This is a genomic window from Candidatus Poriferisodalis sp., assembly GCF_965208895.1.
Taxonomy (GTDB): domain Bacteria; phylum Actinomycetota; class Acidimicrobiia; order Acidimicrobiales; family Poriferisodalaceae; genus Poriferisodalis.
This window is the reverse complement of the sequence record NZ_OZ242363.1, coordinates 3,597,221-3,614,780: the sequence shown is the minus strand read 5'-3', so window position 1 is coordinate 3,614,780 and position 17,560 is coordinate 3,597,221. Positions and strand designations below refer to the sequence as shown.

The 17,560-nt window shown below is 67.6% G+C and carries 14 protein-coding genes; 7 read left to right on the top strand and 7 right to left on the bottom strand.

The window, feature by feature from the left end:
• Positions 1-95 precede the first annotated feature (95 nt).
• From paaC to paaA, 4 genes are read right to left on the bottom strand one after another with little or no spacing between them, the layout of a single operon-like run.
• Positions 96-869, bottom strand: coding sequence for a 1,2-phenylacetyl-CoA epoxidase subunit PaaC (gene paaC, locus ACOGJB_RS16135; protein WP_419838114.1), 774 nt, complete (start codon positions 867-869; stop codon positions 96-98).
• Positions 866-1,138, bottom strand: a complete 273-nt coding sequence (gene paaB, locus ACOGJB_RS16130; protein ID WP_419838113.1) for a 1,2-phenylacetyl-CoA epoxidase subunit B — start codon at positions 1,136-1,138, stop codon at positions 866-868. Before paaB ends, paaC begins: the two co-directional genes overlap by 4 nt.
• Positions 1,135-1,773, bottom strand: coding sequence for a metal-sulfur cluster assembly factor (locus tag ACOGJB_RS16125; RefSeq protein WP_419838112.1), 639 nt, complete (start codon positions 1,771-1,773; stop codon positions 1,135-1,137). Before ACOGJB_RS16125 ends, paaB begins: the two co-directional genes overlap by 4 nt.
• The gene (gene paaA, locus ACOGJB_RS16120) at positions 1,770-2,690 is read right to left on the bottom strand and encodes a 1,2-phenylacetyl-CoA epoxidase subunit PaaA (RefSeq protein ID WP_419838111.1); all 921 of its coding nucleotides are present in this window, start codon (positions 2,688-2,690) and stop codon (positions 1,770-1,772) included. Before paaA ends, ACOGJB_RS16125 begins: the two co-directional genes overlap by 4 nt.
• A 321-nt stretch (positions 2,691-3,011) precedes the next feature.
• Between paaA and ACOGJB_RS16115 the strand changes: the two genes are divergently transcribed.
• Complete coding sequence (locus ACOGJB_RS16115; RefSeq protein WP_419838110.1) at positions 3,012-3,596, top strand: hypothetical protein; 585 nt, start codon at positions 3,012-3,014, stop codon at positions 3,594-3,596.
• A gap of 215 nt (positions 3,597-3,811) precedes the next feature.
• On the opposite strand, the gene ACOGJB_RS16110 is transcribed toward ACOGJB_RS16115, so the two are convergent.
• Positions 3,812-4,663, bottom strand: coding sequence for an S-methyl-5'-thioinosine phosphorylase (locus ACOGJB_RS16110; RefSeq protein WP_419838109.1), 852 nt, complete (start codon positions 4,661-4,663; stop codon positions 3,812-3,814).
• Positions 4,664-4,749: 86 nt separating this feature from the next.
• Here ACOGJB_RS16110 and ACOGJB_RS16105 point away from each other — a divergent pair, with 86 nt between their 5' ends.
• Positions 4,750-10,128, top strand: a complete 5,379-nt coding sequence (locus ACOGJB_RS16105; RefSeq protein ID WP_419838108.1) for a S8 family serine peptidase — start codon at positions 4,750-4,752, stop codon at positions 10,126-10,128.
• Between the two features lie 172 nt (positions 10,129-10,300).
• On the opposite strand, the gene ACOGJB_RS16100 is transcribed toward ACOGJB_RS16105, so the two are convergent.
• Positions 10,301-11,647 carry an amidohydrolase family protein gene (locus ACOGJB_RS16100; RefSeq protein ID WP_419838107.1) on the bottom strand — a complete coding sequence of 449 codons (1,347 nt, stop codon included), beginning with the start codon at positions 11,645-11,647 and terminating at the stop codon, positions 10,301-10,303.
• A gap of 48 nt (positions 11,648-11,695) precedes the next feature.
• Here ACOGJB_RS16100 and ACOGJB_RS16095 point away from each other — a divergent pair, with 48 nt between their 5' ends.
• The 3 genes from ACOGJB_RS16095 to ACOGJB_RS16085 are packed head-to-tail and all read left to right on the top strand — an operon-like array spanning position 11,696 to position 14,231.
• Positions 11,696-12,658, top strand: a complete 963-nt coding sequence (locus ACOGJB_RS16095) for a branched-chain amino acid ABC transporter permease (RefSeq protein ID WP_419838106.1) — start codon at positions 11,696-11,698, stop codon at positions 12,656-12,658.
• Complete coding sequence (locus tag ACOGJB_RS16090) at positions 12,655-13,653, top strand: branched-chain amino acid ABC transporter permease (RefSeq protein WP_419838105.1); 999 nt, start codon at positions 12,655-12,657, stop codon at positions 13,651-13,653. Before ACOGJB_RS16095 ends, ACOGJB_RS16090 begins: the two co-directional genes overlap by 4 nt.
• Positions 13,650-14,231 carry a class I SAM-dependent methyltransferase gene (locus tag ACOGJB_RS16085; protein WP_419838104.1) on the top strand — a complete coding sequence of 194 codons (582 nt, stop codon included), beginning with the start codon at positions 13,650-13,652 and terminating at the stop codon, positions 14,229-14,231. Before ACOGJB_RS16090 ends, ACOGJB_RS16085 begins: the two co-directional genes overlap by 4 nt.
• Positions 14,232-14,312: 81 nt before the next feature.
• Here the strand turns inward: ACOGJB_RS16085 and ACOGJB_RS16080 are convergent, their stop codons facing one another.
• Complete coding sequence (locus ACOGJB_RS16080) at positions 14,313-15,149, bottom strand: SDR family oxidoreductase (protein ID WP_419838103.1); 837 nt, start codon at positions 15,147-15,149, stop codon at positions 14,313-14,315.
• A gap of 52 nt (positions 15,150-15,201) precedes the next feature.
• Here ACOGJB_RS16080 and ACOGJB_RS16075 point away from each other — a divergent pair, with 52 nt between their 5' ends.
• Together ACOGJB_RS16075 and ACOGJB_RS16070 are read left to right on the top strand one after the other, a co-directional pair.
• The gene (locus ACOGJB_RS16075; protein ID WP_419838102.1) at positions 15,202-16,428 is read left to right on the top strand and encodes a CaiB/BaiF CoA transferase family protein; all 1,227 of its coding nucleotides are present in this window, start codon (positions 15,202-15,204) and stop codon (positions 16,426-16,428) included.
• Positions 16,429-16,616: 188 nt separating this feature from the next.
• Positions 16,617-17,462 (top strand): response regulator, encoded by an 846-nt coding sequence (locus ACOGJB_RS16070; protein ID WP_419838101.1) that lies wholly within the window; start codon positions 16,617-16,619, stop codon positions 17,460-17,462.
• The last annotated feature ends 98 nt before the right edge of the window (positions 17,463-17,560 follow it).

The window sequence follows — 17,560 nt, the reverse complement described above, 5'->3', positions numbered from 1 at the left end:
CAAACCCCGGCGATTGTGGCAGGTCCGTGCCGTGCTCACCGGCGTCTGCGGCGCCGGATTCGTGGCGGACCGTGGCGAACACTGGCGGGTTTGCGCTACCAGGCTGCGGAAGGGTCGATCGAGAGCACCTCGACCATCTCGGCGTGCAGTGCCGCAAAGTGAGGCGAGCGCTGGCCGTCTCGACCGCTCGCCGGGAGGGGCTCGTCACGGTGTGCGGGCCACTGGGGCTGGTGCCCTGCCTGAGCGAGCGCCTCATCGACCGTCGCTTGCCACTCGACGCGCTGCTCGCTCACTGGGCGGGCCATGACCCCCGCGGCCACGAGGCCATCTACGTCGCAGTGCGGGGGAAGGTCAAACAGCTCGCACGCCATCGGCGCGAACTGATCGAACAGCGGGAGCAGTTGGGAACAGCCCGACTCGGTGCGCAGCAGCCGCGAAAGCAGCCCAAAGGCGTGACGCAAGTGCGACCGTTCCTCGGCCAGGGCTCGGCGCGCAACGGCGCCGAGGGCCTCCCACGACGAGTCTGCGAACGCCTCCCATCGAATGCTCTCGGCGGTGTCGTACAGGAAGTGCCGGACGAGCGTCTCGCCCCAATCGCGGCAGGGCAACTCGGTCAGATGAGCGCTGCGGTACTCATGGGGCTGGCGCCCATAGGCCAGCGCGTCGATGTCGTCGCCGAGCAGGCCGAACAGTGCCCGGGCGTGGCCCAGCTCGTCCTGGCTGATCGAGGTCAGCGCCAAGTCCTCCTCGAGGAACGGGCCGACAGCGATCCACCACGCGAGGTTCTGGCCGACGCACAGCTCGTCGTCGGCGAGCGCCAGCACCAATTGGTGCGCGTCACTTGCGTCCTCAGCATCCGTGACGCTCATGAGGCGGGTGGGTCTCCTGCCTTGCGCAGATCCCGCAGCAGCGCACCGTCATTGTGGCGGTGGGAACGATCGGCCATTTCCAGCTCGACGGAATCGGCGACCAGCAGCTCGCTGCGCGCCACCACCCACATCTGCTCCCCCTCGGATCTCCGTGCGTAGCAGTCGCGAGCGAAGCTCAGCGCCAATTCGTCGTCGGGCGCTTCGAGCGCGCCGACGTGAGTGAACGGATCCTTGCCAGGGCGCTTCAGGAACACCTCGTAGGTCTTCACGCAGGCACCGTTCTGACGGGCGCCGCCACCGGGGCGGCCGTGCCGACGGGCGCCGCCACCATGGCGGCCGTTCTGGTCGGCAGGTCCGCCCTGCCGACGACCTCGATGGGGTTGCGGCATTCGGGGCACCACTCCACGCTGCGACACGGCGTCGGTCCGAAGTCCGAACGGTGCTCCAGCGCAGCGTTCCCGCAGATGGGACACGTCGCATCGGCCAGGGAGCTGCGGACTGCCACGGAGTACTCGCGGGCCATGAAGTCGACCGCCGACGGCGCGATTCGGTCGGGCGTCCATAGCGGGTCTGCCACGAACACCACCTCGATTCGGGCCTCGACGCCAGTGCACGCCGACTGCGCCGCGGCAGCCACGTCGCGCCGGATCACATCGAGGGCTGGGCAGCCGAGCATGGTCGGCACCAGCTCGATGCGCACAAGCGAGCCGTCTTCGGCCGTCGAGACGCTCTCCAGAATGCCCAGCTCAGCGATGGTCACGTCGGGGTACTCGGGATCGCACACCAACGACACCGCGTCGAAGACCATCGCATCCAAGACCGTCGCATCCAAGACCGTCGCCTCGGCGGCGCCTGCGCTCGTTGCCGTTGTCGCCGTGGCGGTGTCGTTCCGGCCATCGCTCACGCGGGCACCGCCGCTGCTTCGTCGAGCGCTGTACGAACCCATGCCGCGCCGTCCCAGGCGTTGCGCGCATCGCGCAGCCGCCGTTCGCTGTCAGGCCCCCGACCTGCGATCGCTGCCTTGAGGGCATCCCAGTCGATCTTGCCGCTGATCCAGCGTCCGGTGTCAGCATCCTGGTGCAGGTCCGGGTCGGGGATCGTGAAGCCCGCCGCGGTCAGCTGCGGCACCATCTTCTGCACGAACCGGTCGCGCAGCACCTCGTTGCGCTCAGACTTGATGTGCCAGCGCAGCAGCACGTCGTCGGGCCGTGTGTCGGGGCCGAACAGCTGCACCGACGGCCACCACCACCGGTCGATGCTTTCCTGCATCATCTCGTGCTGAGGGGCCGTGCCCGTGGCCATCTTCAGCAGCAGCTCCTCGCCGTTGCGCATGTGGAAGCCCTCCTCGGCGATGATGCGCCGCAGGATGCGCTTGTAGGGCCCGTAGCTGCAGTTCTTGAAGACGGCCTGCTGGCTGGCGAGCGCCGCAGCATCGACCAGGTACGCGATCGCGATCTGGTCGCCCCAAGTGTAGGCCCGGTAGTGGAACACGTTGTGGAACGTGGTGTGGCCAGCGAGCAGATCGGTGGTCATCTCATCACGGGTCTTGATGCCCATGTCTGCCGCGACCATGTACAGCAGGTGCGCGTGGCCGATCTCGTCCTGGGTCTTGGCCAGCGCCGTCAGCTTGTTGGCGAGGCCCGGCGCCTTCGCGATCCAGTCACGCTCGGTCAGCCCCCCCATGTACTCGCTGTTGGCATGCAATTCGATGAAGCGAAAGACCGCTTCGCGGTACGCGTCGGGCATGGCGTCGCCGGGCTCCACCAAGCCGCCGTCGTCCAGGAAGGCCTCGAATTCGGTCATCGAGTTCCAGCTGCGCATAGGCACCTCCCTGTCACGGGGGACAACTCGAATGTTAGGCGTGGATCGCGCGGGGCTGACCTCGCCGCGGATTCCGTGTCTGCTCGCGCACAGTGCCATACCGGCAGAGCTGGGCGGCCCAGGGTCAATCAGGCGATCACGCTCCCGTTGCATGTCCGAGGCCGCATAAGCCGAGCAGAGTCAGCGGCGCTGCCGGCAAATCGCTTCGTCTGCCGCGAGGCAGTCGGCTAAGTTCAGCACCGCCTCGTTGCCCGGCTTATGCGGCGACCGAACCGAAACCAAACGTGCGCTCAGAAGCGCCGCGACGCTCAGCGAGGCCCGATGCCCACACCAGTGGAGACAACCGCCACCGTGACCCCACCGGCTGAATCCGATGACGCCAGCGAAGCGTCGGCCGGTTCATCAGTGCAGCCCGAAGCGGGCCAGCCGTCTGCCGTCCCTGCTGCGGCGGAGGCTCTTGGCAAGGCACAGTTGAGGGGCGAGCATGTCACGGTGTCGCTCAATTCGATATTGGGCGGGCTCGCGGTGGCACTGGTGACCGCGATGTTCAGTGTGCTGATGTGGCAGATCAACTCGCTCGGCAACCGCGTCGACGCCAATGGCGTCCGCATCGAGGCCTTGGCGACCGAACTGCGCACCGAGATGAGAGCCGAAATCGGCAGCCTGCGCACCGAGATGCAAACCGAAATCGGCAGCCTGCGCACCGAGATGCAAACCGAAATCGGCAGCCTGCGCACCGAGATGAGAGCCGAAATCGGCAGCCTGCGGGCCGAGATGCAAGCCGGATTCCGAGAGATCAACGCAACGCTGCTCGATCACACCGACCGTCTTGCCCGCCTCGAAGCCGCCGCTGGGCTGCCACGCATCATCGAGGCCCCCGAGTCGCCGGGCGGCGTCGGCGAGTAGCCGCACAGCAAACTTGAATCACCCGGCGGCCAGACACCCGCTCGCGCAGCGCAACCGGATGCGTCCCATTACTCGACGTCGCAGTCGTCCTCACGTCCTGCCTCGGACGCGCATATTCCTCCCTCGAACAACGACGAAGAACCCAGCCGTGACACCGCCGGGCATATTGCTCGACGGCAGCGATCGGTCTCGCAGCACCGAGTCGGCTGGGACCGTCAGATCGTCGACACGGCACGGCCGAGCAGCGCGAACAGCGGGTCTTTAGTGGCTTCGAGCGCGGCCGAGACTTCTTCGTGGGAGATCTCGCCGTCGAACATCCCCGCCGCCATATTGGCCACCACAGCTACTCCGGCATAAGGAATGGCTGCCTCGCGTGCCAGGGCGACCTCGGGGTAGCCGGTCATGCCGACGACGCTGCCGCCCATCTGCGCGTACATGCGGATCTCCGCGGGCGTCTCGAAGCGGGGCCCGTTGGTGCAGACATAGGTGGCTGTGGGCGCCACGTCGATGCCCTCGGCCTGTGCTGCTGCGGCCAGCGCTGCCCGCAGCGACGGGTCGTACGGCGTGGACATGTCGGTGTGCACGACGTGGCCCGGCTGATCGAAGAAGGTCGCCGCCCGGCCGGTCGTGAATTCCAGGTAATCGTCGAGCAGCAGGAACGATCCCGTCGGGCGTTCAGGCACCATCGACCCGACCACGTACACCGCCAGGATCGCCGTCGCACCGAGGTCGCGCATCGCAGCGATGTTCGCCCGGTAGTTGATGGCCGACGGCGGGATCGAGTGATCGCCCCCGTGACGAGGCACGAACGCGATCCGCCGCCCGTGCCAGCGTCCGGTCATCGCCGAGGCCTCGCCCCAGTCGGTCTGCACCTCATGGTGCTCGGCCTCGCTCAGGCCGGGCAACTCATAGAAGCCAGTCCCGGCGATGATCCCCACCGGCGCAGACTCCCCTGCTGCCCAGGTCGTCCCACCGCCGTCGTTCTGATCGCTCATGGCGCTGCCGCCTTCCCGCAGCCGGTCTGTCCCCGCATCCGAGACGTGGCCGCCCAGCGCCAAGATGCCCATTGAAGATGTTCATTACAGTCCATTCAGCCTGATTTAATCCGAACTGCAGAACACAATTCGAATCAGCGAATCTGGATGGAGGTGTCATGCGACGTGGTGCCGCTGCATTGGTGGGTCTGGTGCTCTTGGTCGGGGTGCTCGCCGGCGCGCCGACGGCGGGCGTATCTGCGCAGTCCGCGTCGACGCCGCAGGGGCTGTCGACCGAGGATAGGCCAGCCTCCCGAGAGGGACTGTCTCCCGAGGACGGCTTGGCCCCCGAAGACGGCTTGGGCGCTCCCGGGCTGGGCGAGGCGGTGCAGGAGCCAGGAGTCCTCGATGTAGTGGGACCCGATGGCGTATGGATCATGAATGACGGCGGGCGCCAAGTCGAGATGCGCCTGTTGAACGCAGACGAGGTCGCGTCGCTGGGTGAGGAATGGCAGTCCGCGAAGTCTGCAGCGGCGACCGCGTATGCGACCCCGGCGAGAGAACCGGGGAATGCCTCGGGGGCCGCTGCGGGGAGTGCTGCCGCGAAGCCGGGCACTTGGTTCGTATCAGGTACCGGGGAGCAGTATCTGCTGGTGGGCGGCGTCAATGTGCTGTTCGCCTCACACATGAGCGGCCCGGACATCGACGCGGTGTGGACGCGCCACGGTGTCGCCCGCGAGCATGTGTCGCCGCTGGGCGAGCTGCCGAACGCGTTCTTGGCGAAAACGGTGTCGGACACTGAGACGCTGCGTCTGGCCGATGCCTTGTCGGCCGAGCCGGGTATCGACGTCGCAGTTCCCAACACCGTCAGGCCGCTCTCCTCGGAAGCATTCGCGAGTGACGCCCAGCTGACGGCCGATGCGAGACGCCGATGCAACGCCTATGCGGACCCCTGGCCCGACGAACTGTCGAGTTGCCAGTGGCACCTCGACGCGTCGACTGACTACCGACATACCTTCCCGTGGTGGGACGTGGACGTCAGCGATCCGAGCATCGACATCAACCTCGGCGATGCGTGGAGCACGACGATGGGCGCCGGGGTCACGGTGGCGGTCGTGGACGCGACTTGGAATTCGACGCACGAAGATCTCGCAGACAACGCGGACAACGCAAGGAGCAAGTACTGGTGCGGCCGCACCGGGCGGGCGACAGGCGAAGATCACGGCACTGCGGTTGCGGGGATTGTCGGAGCCCGCGACAACACAGTGGGCGGTCGCGGCGTCGCGCCCCGGGCCACGTTGGTGAACTACAACTATATGGACTGCCAATCCTCGGCAAACAGAGCGGCAGCAATGACGCTCAACAAGGAGACCGTAGCCGTGAGCAATCACAGCTACGGCTGGAGCCGCCGCGGATTCGTCACGCAGGGCAGGCTGTGGCAGGAGGCCTTGGAAACCAGCCTCGAGCAGGGGTTCGGCGGCAAGGGGACGTCATACGTACAGTCAGCCGGCAATTGGGGCGTCGGCGACAGGGAATGGGTGAGCCTCGACGCCCACAACAACCACCGCGGCATCATCACCGTATGCGCATTGAACTCGTTGGGGGGCAGAACCTGGTCCTCTGAGCGGGGTGCCAGCCTGTGGGTGTGCGCTCCATCGAAAGACCTCGGACACGCAGGAATCTTGGCGCCAATCGGCGCCAATCACTACACCTCCGCTTTCAGCGGGACCAGCGCGGCCGCGCCAATCGTGTCGGGAGTGATCGCGCTGATGCGCAGCGTGAACGCTGACCTGACATGGCGCGATGTGAAAGTGATCCTGGCCGACACGGCGCACCAGAACGACCCGCAACACTCCACCTGGCTGAGCGGCGCGCCGAAATACAGCTCGACGGGGCCTCAACGCGAGTCGTACTCATTCAGCCACAGCTACGGCTTCGGCTTGGTAGACGCCACCGCGGCCGTCGATGCAGCCTCGGCATGGACGCTGCTGCCTCAGATGCAAACCGCCAAGGCTTCCCACACAGGCGAGGTGTCGCTGCCGGCGCATGGCGACGAGATCGATCTTGTGCTCGACCTGCAGACGGCCGTCGATTTCACCGAGCATGTCAAGGTCACGGTCACAGGAGATGTGTCCGATTTCCGCAATTACCAAGTCACTCTGGTTTCGCCGTCAGGCGCCGAGTCGATTCTGTCGGTGGCGAGCCACTTCTGCGATGCCGGCTGGTGCGCGCTGCGGGGTTCGTTCGATTTCGGGTCGTCGCGTCACCTGGGCGAGAACCCGAGCGGCACGTGGAAGCTGAGAATCCGAAATGTGCTGAACAAGCCGCGAGGCGGCGGCTTCCGGGAAATCCTCAGCGCGTGGAACATCGAGGTGACCGGACACACCCGCCCGAGCAAGCCGATCACGCTGCCCGAGGTGTCGGTCTCGGCGGCGGGTGATGTGGTCGAAGGTTCTGCTGCACAATTCACGGTGTCGGCGTCGCCGAAACCCGCTGCGGGGCTTGATGTGAAGGTGACGGTGGGTGCTGTCGGCGACTTCGGGGCAGCGACAGGTTCGCGGACCGTGACAGTGCCGTCCTCGGGCAGCCTGACGCTGACCGTCGCCACGTCTGGCGACGCGACCGATGAGCCTGACGGGTCGGTGTCGGCGTCTTTGGATGTGCCGGCCGCTGACGCGGGTTACACGGTGTCGCCCACGGCGGGTTCGGCGAGTGTGGCTGTGTCCGATGACGATGATCCGCCCCCGGTGGTTCCGGTGGTGAGTGTCTCTGGTGGCGGCGGTGTGACCGAGGGCGGTGATGCAATATTCACGGTGTCTGCGGTGCCGAAGCCGGCTGCGGATCTCGACGTTGAGGTGACGGTGGCCGCGGTGGGCGATTTCGGTGCTGTGGCGGGTGCACAGACTGTGACGGTGCCGGTGTCGGGCAGCGTGAAGGTGACGGTGGCGACTGTCGGTGACTCTGTCGATGAGGCTGACGGTTCGGTGTCTGTGTCGTTGGACGCTCCTGCTGCGGATGCGGGCTACACGGTGTCGGCCACCGCCGGATCGGCGACCGTGGCGGTGTCCGACGATGACGATCCGCCGCCGGTGGTCGAGCCGGAGCCGGAGGCTGATCCGCCGTCGGTGGAGGCTGATCCGGCGCCGGTGGTGGTGCCTGTGTGCACCGGCAGTCCGGAGTTGTCGGTGGCTGATGCGAGTGCTGTGCCGGGTGGGATGTTGGTGTTCGGGTTCTCTTTGAGTTGTCGTGCGTCTGGTTCGGTGGTGGCGTACTACTACTTGGTGCGTGACGGCGCGATTGCGGGGTCGACTCAGGCGGTGCGGTTTGCTGCGGGGGTGACGTCGGGGTCGGCGAGTGTGGCTGTTGGGGGTTCTTCTGCGGTGTCGCTGACGGTGGTGTACGCGCCGGGCACGGCGAGGCCGTTCCGTGGGCTGAAGGCGACTGGCGTGATCGTGGAGACGTTGCCGGTGGTGAGCGTGTCGGCGGGTGCGGGCGTGAGCGAGGGCGCGGACGCGGTGTTCACGGTGTCTGCGGTGCCGGCGCCGACGAGCCCGGTGAATGTTGTGGTGGATGTTTCTGCGAGCGGCGATTTTGTGGTGTCGTCGGCGCGGCGGACGGTGGTGCTCAGCGGCGCGTCGGCGACGCTGGCGATCGCGACGAGTGATGACGCGGTCGACGAGGCGGACGGGTCGGTGACTGTCACGCTCGTCGACGGCGCAAGCTACGACGTGGGCACGAGCAGGGCTGCGACGGTGAGCGTTGCCGATGACGACGTCCCGCCGCCGGTGGTGAGCATCACGGCCGGCTCGGGCGGCGCCGAGGGCACCAGCGCGACGTTCGCGGTGACGGCGTCGTCGGCGCCGGCGGCGAATCTTGAGGTGAGCGTGATGGTCGCCGCCACGGGCGATTTCGGTGTCGCAGCCGGAACACGCACCGCGACGATCCTCGCGGGCACTACCGGGGCGACCCTGACTGTTGCCACCGCAGATGACAGCGTCGACGAGCCTGACGGGAGCGTGACGGCGACGTTGGCGGCGGGCAGCGGCTACACCGTCGGCCCACAGGCGACACAGAGCGCACAGATCGCAGACGACGACGATCCGCCGGTGGTGATCCCTGAGGTCTCGGTCACTGCTGGCGGTGCTGTGAGCGAGGGTGCTGGTGCGGTGTTCACGGTGACCGCGAGCGAGCCGAAGTCTGCTGCGTTCGATGTGGGCGTGACGGTCTCCGCGACGGGCGAGTGGGGTGTGGCTGGGGGCTCGCAAACGGTGAGCTTCGCGGCCAACGCGGCGTCGGCGACGCTGACTGTCCCCACGGTCGGCGACAGTGTCGACGAGGCTGACGGCAGTGTGTCGGTGTCGTTGGACGCGCCCGCGGCGGACGCGGGGTACACGGTGTCGGCGACCCAGAGCGCTGCGTCGGTTGCGGTGGCTGATGATGATGTGGATCCGTTGACGGTGTACATGATCTTTTTTGCGAGGTCGATCGCTGAGGATGGCGCCGGCGATGACAGTCAGGCGCATCTGAGGATCGCGCCGACGCGTGCTTTGCGGTCGTGGGAGACGCTGACGGTGCCGTTGAGGGTGACCGGCGGCGATGAGGGCACGCATTGGACGATGCGCGACCTCAATGATCCCGATGCGGTGTTCGCGAATGAGTTCGAGGTGGTCTTCGGGCCGGGTGATCGCGGTGTTGTGCTGGAGCCGGGTGATCAGCGTGCTGAGTTGGTGTTGACGGCTGTGGATGACAGCGATTGGGTCGATCAGGAGATCACTGTGTGGTACGGCACCGGCGCTCGTGCGCCGACGCTGAACGGCAGCACCGAGGGTGTGACGTTGGGCATCTCGTGGGGTCCCGACGGCGTCGAGCGCGCCGACGGGTCCACCACCGTTGTCATTATCGACAGCGACGAGCCGCCCCCGCAGATCGACATCACCGCCGCGACCGGCGGGATCGAGGGCACGGCTGCGACGTTCACGGTCACCGCGTCGGCGCCCACAACAGCCGACCTCGACGTGGCCGTGGACATCGCCTCAACCGGCGAGTGGGGCGCAACGACAGGCACGCGGACGGTGACAATCCCCCAAGGCGCCACGCAGGCGACGCTCACTGTCGCCACTGTCGACGACAGCGTCGACGAGCCCGACGGGTCGATCACCGCGACCTTGGCGGTGGGCAGCGGCTACACCGTCGGCCCACAGGCGACACAGAGCGCACAGATCGCAGACGACGACGATCCGCCGCCCGAGCCCGCCGTCGCGGCCTGTGTCGGCAAGCCGACTGTCTCTGTCGCTGACGCGACGGCCGCACGAGGCGACGACCTCGAATTCGTGGTCAGCCTCAGCTGCCGCTCGAGTGGTGCGGTCACCGTCTACTACTTCATCTCCCACGGCGGAGGCTTCAGCGGCGGCGAAATCGTCACCATCGACAGCGGCGACACCGAGACGACCGTGAGCGTGCCCACCGCCGGGGTGGACCAGGCCATCGGGTTCCATGTCTTGTACACGATCGGCGCCGCCAACAACACAGCCAAAGCCACATCCACCATCACCGACTGACATCACGACACCGAGTGCCGTTGGGCTTCCTCACAAAGATCGTGGAGGATCGCTCAGCGCGTGTTGGCTTGGTCGCAGTCGGTCGGGCTGGTCATATCGAGGGTGCTGTGACGCGCGGGCTTATCGTAGGCTGTGGCGCAGCGATGCTCGCCTCCCGCAGGGCCTCGCCGGTTCAGGTTCCCGACTCGCTCGCCAAGCGCTGAGCCCGACGCTGAACCTCGTAGCGAGCCCGTGCCTCGTCAACGGTGAGACACACTCGATCTGCTACCACTCGCTCGCCGCCCGCCCACACATCGGTGACGTGGCGGCTGCCGCCTGCCCACGCCACATGGGCGACAAGTTCATTGGGCGAGGTCACCGGCACGAACGCCGGGTCGTCAATGTCGAGCCGGATCATGTCGGCCCAGCGGCCGGGCTCGAGCACACCGGTGTGCAGTCCCAGCGCCTCTGCGCCGCCGTGGGTCGCCATCGAGATCACCTGCTGCGCACTCATCAGCGTGGGGTCGAGCGCCGTCACTCTCGCCAGCAGCGATGCGATCTTGATCTCCTCCCACAGGTCCAAGTCGTCGTTGGACGCCGGACCGTCGGTGGCGAGCGACACGGTGATGCCGCGCTCGATCATCTCGGGCACCCTGGCGACGCCTGAGCCGAGCTTCATGTTGCTGACCGGGCAGTGAGCCACCGCGACGCCGGCCGAGGCGTAGATGTCCAAGTCAGCGTCGTCCAGCCAGACGCTGTGCGCCGCGAGCACACGCCCGTCGAGGACGCCGGCATCGGCCAGCAATCGGGGCACGCTCGCTCCGCCGTGCTTGTCGGCCAGCGAAGCGCCTTCACCAGCGGTCTCCGCCACATGGATGTGCAGCAGGGCGTCGCGCTCCTGGGCCGCGGCCGCTATCTCCGCGCAGGCTTCCACGCCGAGGTCATACGCCGAGTGCGGAGCGAACCCGACCGTGACGAGGCCCGACGGGTCGTTCACCGCGTCGTGCACTGCCGCGATCTCACCGACACGATCGGCGACGCTTCCCGTGTCGTCGGCGTGCGCCACCGACAGCACCCCCGGACACATGACCTGCCGGATGCCCGCCTGGTGGCCCGCGTCGATCACCTCGTGTTCGAAGGCGTACATCTCGCACGTGGTCGTGACGCCCGAGCGCAGCATCTCCACCGAGCCCAGCGTCATCCCCCACCACACGTCTTCGGAACGCAGGCGGCCCTCGCGGGGCCACATCACCTCTTCGAGCCAGGCCATCAGCGGCAACCCGTCGCCTGCGCCGCGCACCAGCGTCATCGGGGTATGCGCATGAGTGTTGATCAAGCCCGGCATCAGCAGGCCGCCCAGGCTGATCACCGGAGCGTCGGTGGTCGATGCGTCGGCGGCAGCGCCCACCCACGCGATGCGCCCGTCCGCTCGCACGTCCACCGCCCCGCGCTCGATCATCTCGAAGTCCTCGTCGCAGGTCAGCACGACATCGGCGAGGTAGCGAATGTCGATGGAGGGGCCATCTGATCCGTTCGGCACGGCCTCATCATCGCACCGGGGCGCGGCGGGGGGTCAACGCGGCGGCCCGTGACACAATCTGCGGCCGTGTCCCTGTTCCTGCAGCGGGTGTTCGACTCGTTCGCCAACGGCTCCGCGTATGCGGCCTTGGCGGTGGCGATCTCGATGGTGTTCCGCTCGACCGGAGTGCTGAACCTCGCGCAGGGCCAGATGGCGATGCTGTCCGCCTACATCGCGGTGGTGTTCGCCGCAGGTGCCGATCCCTCGGTTGCGTTCTCCGGTTGGCTGACACCGTTTGCGACGCCGTGGCCGATCTGGGCCGCGGTCGCGGGAGCGGTGGTCGTGTCCGCCATCGTCGGGGCGCTGCTGGAGTACACGGTCATCAGGCCGATGCGCGGCGACCCGGTACCGACTATCGGGGCGACGCTCGGGCTGTACCTGCTCATCGGCGTGTTCGTCGTGAAGCACTTCGGCGGCCGCCAGAGGTTCCTCGGTTCGCCGTTCCCCCAAGAGCACACCGACCGTTTCATCATCGGCGGGGCGCGGCTGTGGTTCGACACCATCGGGCTGACGCTCGCCATGCTGGCGGCCATCGGCCTGCTCGCGCTCATTCAGCGCACCACCAAGGTGGGCCTCGCGTTCCGGGCGATCACTTCCAATCGCGACAGCTCTGCGCTCGTGGGCATCAGAGTCGAGTCGGTGGTGATGGGCGGATGGGCCGTCGCAGCAGCCTTGGGCGGGCTGGCCGGCGGGCTCATCGCGGGCGAATTCAACGTGCGCCCCGACATGATGGAACGCCTCTTGGTCTTCGGCCTTGCAGCCGCCACCCTCGGCGGCCTGCGCAGCCCGGCGCTGGCGCTGGCCGGGGGGTACCTGTTCGCCTTTGCCGAAACGATGATGTCGGGCTACGTCGGCTTCATCGACAGCCAGGTCACGCTGGTGTGGGCGTTGGCGGTGCTCATCGTGGTGCTGTCGGTGCGCCCGTCGGGGTTGCTGAGGGGCAAGGCAGCTCGCGGAGGCATCCGATCGTGACGGACCGCGAATCGGCACCGTGGCCCGCTCTGGCGACGGCTGCGTCGCTCCTCGTGATTGCGGCGCTCGTCGTCGTGGTGCCGCTGCAGGCGTCGTCGACGTTTGTCACCGACTTCACGCAGCTCGCAGCGTTTTGCCTGGTCTTCGCCGGGCTGTGGCTGCTGACGCACCGGATGGGGCTGCTGTCGGTCGGCCATGGAGCATTGACAGGCGTCGGCGCCTATGCAGCGCTGCACGCGGTCAACGACTTCGGCTTGCCGCCGATGCTGATGCCCCTGGCCGGATTCGCTGCGGGCTGTGCGGTCGGCGCGCTGCTCGGCGTCCCGGCACTGCGCTTGCCAAAGGCCTATTTGGCGTTGCTCACCTTGTCTGCCGCCGTGGCATTTCCCATCGTGCTGCGCCAGCTCGACGGCCCGCTGCCGGTGACCCTGGACAGTGAGTTCATTCCGCCTGCATGGACGGGCATTGCGCCCAACGATGAGCACATCTGGGAGTTCTGGGTGGTCGCGGCGTGGGTGGCGGTCGCCTTCTGGCTGCTGCGCGGCCTGCTCAGCGGACCGATCGGACGGGCGCTGGTGGCCACCCGCGACGAGCCGACCGCCGCTGCGACATTCGGCGTCTCGGTGTACCGACTGCGCCTGGCGGGGGTGAGCCTCAGCAGCGGTCTCGCCGGCCTTGCAGGCGCTCTCATGCTGGTGCCGGTGAACTTCAACGATCAGTCGCTGTATCCCGAGGAACTGTCGATCAAGCTGTTCGCTCTCACGATCGCCTTCGGCAGCACAGCCATCGGCGGCAGCCGGCTCATCACGACCGTGCCTGCCGCCGCCGTCCTGGTGCTGCTGCCGGTCTGGCTCGTGGATCGGCCTGGGTGGGTGACCCAAGGCGGCTGGATCGGCTTCCTGAAATCCGAGTTCTTCCTGTACGCAGCGCTGCTGCTGGTGGCCGCGTACGCACGCAGCCGCCGGGCGCGCGCAGTGAGGTCCTACGACGCGTGAGCTCAGCCGACCGCTGGGATGCGAAGTACGCCGACTGGGACGAGCCCGGGCTGGCTTCGGAATTCGTCACCGGCTGCGTGGACATGCTCGCCGATTGCCCGACGGCAGTGGACCTGGCCGGCGGCGCAGGCGGCACGGCGCTCTGGCTGGCGGCGCAAGGTATCGACACAACCCTGGTCGACGTCTCCGTGCGGGCCCTCGAGATCGCCCGCACCGCCGCCGGCGAGCGCAGCCTGCGACTGCGAACCGTGCAGGCCGATCTGGAATCCGAGCCGCTGCCGACGGTCGCCGATCTCGGCGGCAACGGCGGATGGCACGCAGCGGTGTGCACCAACTTCCTGTACCGGCCGCTGCTCGGCGCCCTGTCGCGACTGCTCATGCCCGGCGGCATCGCGCTGGTGCTGATCGCCACGGTCGACAACCTGCTGTACAACGCCCGCCCGGGCCGTCCCTTCCTGGTCGAGCGAGGCGAGCTGCCCAGTCTGTGCAGCGGGCTTGAATCGATCAGCTTCGAAGAGGGCTGGTTCGGCCACCGTCACGAGGCCCGCCTGGTGGCCCGCCGAGGTGCGGCTGATTGAAAGTTTCTGCCTCGGCTAGTTGAAACTTTCGAGGGCGGCTGTCTGCAAGCGGCACGCGCCCGCAGCACCGCGCCCAGGCGCTTAGCCGAGCAGCCAGTCGGCCGGGGTGATGTCGGCGTCTGCGAACAGGCGGTCCTGGAAGCGGCGCATGCCCGACAGCCAGCGGTCGATGTCCGACGCCTTGCGCTCGCGGTAGGTCTGCACCTCAGGGTGGGGCAGCACCAAGAAGCGCTCCTCGGCCATTGCCTCGATGACGGTGTCGGCCAATTGCGAGGGCTGCAGGACGCCGTCGCCTGCTGCGGCCCCGGGTGTGCCGCGTTCCTGATTGCCGTTGCCGGTGCGGTCGGGGCTGTTGGCCAAGATGTTGGTCTCGACGGCCTGCGGGCACAGCATCGACACCACGATGCCCTTGTCGCCGTAGGTGATCGACAGGAACTCCCCCAGCGACACCGCTGCAGCTTTGGTGACTGCGTACTGCAGCGAGCCGAGCTGGGTCAGCAGGCCCGCTGCGGAGGCGGTGTTCAGCAGGTAACCGCCGCCGCCCTCGACCATGACGGGCACCGCGGCGCGGGCTGCATACACGTGAGACATCACGTGCACCTCCCACATGCGCTGGATCTCGTCGTTGGCGACTTCCAGTCCGCCTTGGGTCACGTAGCCCGCGTTGGATACGAACACGTCGAGCGCGCCATGCGCTGCCACCGTGTCGGCAACGACGGTCTTGATGGCCTCCTCATCGGTGACATCGAGGCCGACAGCCGTGCCGCCGACGCGGTCAGCCACCGTCTGCGCGCCAGCCCCGTCGCGATCGACGACCACCAGCCCCCGCGCTCCTTCAGCATGGAAGCGCTCAGCGAGCGCTTCCCCGATCCCGCTCGCGCCGCCAGTGACGACAGCGACCTTGCCTGCAAGTTCCATGGCTGGGCAGCGTAATCTCGCGACTCCGACTCGACGCTGGCTTGGAGGCTCCGTGGCAGCTCCGCTCGACGATGTGAAGGTGATCGAGGTGGACAGCTGGATGGCCACGCCGTCGGCAGGAGCCATCCTGGCCGACCTCGGCGCAGACGTCATCAAGGTGGAACCGCTCGAGGGCGACCCCGCCCGGGGGTTCAGTCGCCCCGCCAAACTGCCGCCCGAGATCAAGGACTACGACTTCCAGTTCGACGTCGACAACCGGGGCAAGCGCTCGATTGCCGTCGACCTGGCCTCCGCACAGGGCCAAGCGGTGGTCCACCGGCTCATCGCCGACGCCGACGTGTTCATGTGCAACCTGCTCGTGCACCGCCAGGAGCGATTCGCGCTCGACCCCAACACTGTGACGGCGGTCAATCCGCTCATCGTGCATGCCACGCTGACCGGCTACGGCACCACCGGCCCGGAGGCGTGGCGTCCCGGCTACGACGTGACGGCGTTCTTCGGCCGCTCAGGCATCTACGACGCCATGCGGGAAGGCCCCGACGGCGCGGTGCCGATGGCACGGCCCGCCCAGGGCGACCACACCACCGGCCTGGCGCTGGTGGGCGCTGTGCTCGCTGCGCTGCGGCTGGCCGAGCGCACCGGCGAGGCGCAGGTGGTGGAGACATCGCTGTACGAAACGGCGGTATGGACCCAGGCGTCCGACTACGCCATCACCGCCATGGACCGGGCGCCGCTGCGCCAGCGTGCCCGCGAGAACATGATCATCCCCACCGCCAACCGCTACCCCTGCGGCGACGGCAAGTGGGTGGTGTTCAACATGCCCCAAGACAGCGCTTGGCCGCTGCTGTGCCGGGTGATCGAGCGCCTCGACTGGCTCGAAGACGATCGCTTCGGCGACATCCGCGGCCGGTTCGCGCACATGCCCGAGATCGTGGCCGGCATCGACGAGGCGCTGGCACACCGCACCCGCGACGAGTGGGGCAAGATCTTCGATGCCGAGGGGATCATCTGGGGCCCGGTGCTGGGGCTGCACGAAGTAGCCGACGATCCCCAGGCCGAGGCACTGGGCCTGTTCCCCACGCTCGACAGCCCCGACATCGGCGAATACCGCAGCGTGGGCATCCCGATGCGGTTCGCAAACGCCGATGTCGGCCCGCGTGGACCGTCGCCGAAACTGGGCGAGAGCACACGTGAAGTGCTCGCCGCCGCCGGCATGTCCGACAGCGAGATTGACACCTTGATCGCCGACGGCTCGGTGCGAGAATTCTCGACGGAGTGAACCCGGGCTTCGGAAAGCGAGTTCGGGCGTCGGCTGCCGCTTGGGAGCAGCAGAGTCGGCAACGGCATTGAAGCCGCCCCGCACGTCTTCGACGGTCGGTTGCGCGCTCGCGCTCACAAGAGCGACTCGGGTGCAACGGGCGCGAAGTAGGTTTGCCGACGAAGTGCTCCCCGGAAGGAGGCACGAGAATGCGACATGTCCTGATCGTGGCCAACCAGACCCTCGTCGGCAGTCACCTGCACGAACGGGTCGAGCACATCCTGGCCGCCGATCCCGAGACGCGGTTCCACATCGTGGTGCCGGGCACCGGTGCCAACGGCCCCGATCCCGCGCGGGCGCTCGCCGGTGCCCGCCGGCGGCTCAGCCAGGCGTTTGAGGCACTTGACGACATCGGGGCGCGAGTCACCGGCGAGGTCGGCCCAGCGCACCCTGTGGTGGCGGTCAACTTGGCGATCGAGCGGTTGAGTCCCGACCTCATCATCTTGAGCACGCTGCCCGCCGGCGCCAGCCGGTGGCTGCATCTCGACCTGCCGCATCGCCTGCAGCGTCGCTTCGGCGTGCCCGTCGAGCACGTCTCGGCGGAAACGCAGACCGTTGATCGCGCCGGCACGTTCGAGCCTCCCGTCGTGCATGCCCCAGATGACACCGTGCACGTGCTGCTGGCCGAGGAGAACCAGCACGACGTCGACGTGATCACGATGGCGCTTGCCGAGGCGGGAACGCGCAACCAAGTGCGCGTCGCCCACGACGGCGCCAACGCCCTGTCGTTCATGCGCTCGGTGGGCCCGACGGAAGTCGACCTGGTGCTGTTCGACCTGAAGCTGCCCGTCGTCAGCGGATTCGACCTGCTCGCGGAGATACGCGCGGCCGGCGAGTTCGACAAGGTGATGATGGTTGCGCTCACCACCGCCGAAGCCGCCGAAGACCGCGCCCGCGCCTACGACCTCGGGGCCGATGCGTTCGTGATGAAGCGCCCCGACTACAGCCAGATGGCCCACGTCATCGACGACCTGCTGGCCGAAGTCGCCGGCTGACCGGCGATCATCAGACACGACGCCGGCTGACCGGCGATCATCGAACACGACGCCGGCTGACCGGCGATCATCAGACACGACGCCGGCTGACCGGCGAT

Bases quoted from the DNA above. Each gene is read 5' to 3' on its own strand.
- paaA (WP_419838111.1), bottom strand. From the start codon at position 2,690: ATGCGCAGCTGGAACTCGATGACCGAATTCGAGGCCTTCCTGGACGAC.
- ACOGJB_RS16080 (WP_419838103.1), bottom strand. From the start codon at position 15,149: ATGGAACTTGCAGGCAAGGTCGCTGTCGTCACTGGCGGCGCGAGCGGG.
- paaC (WP_419838114.1), bottom strand. From the start codon at position 869: ATGAGCGTCACGGATGCTGAGGACGCAAGTGACGCGCACCAATTGGTG.
- ACOGJB_RS16105 (WP_419838108.1), top strand. From the start codon at position 4,750: ATGCGACGTGGTGCCGCTGCATTGGTGGGTCTGGTGCTCTTGGTCGGG.
- ACOGJB_RS16115 (WP_419838110.1), top strand. From the start codon at position 3,012: ATGCCCACACCAGTGGAGACAACCGCCACCGTGACCCCACCGGCTGAA.
- ACOGJB_RS16110 (WP_419838109.1), bottom strand. From the start codon at position 4,663: ATGGGCATCTTGGCGCTGGGCGGCCACGTCTCGGATGCGGGGACAGAC.
- ACOGJB_RS16070 (WP_419838101.1), top strand. From the start codon at position 16,617: ATGCGACATGTCCTGATCGTGGCCAACCAGACCCTCGTCGGCAGTCAC.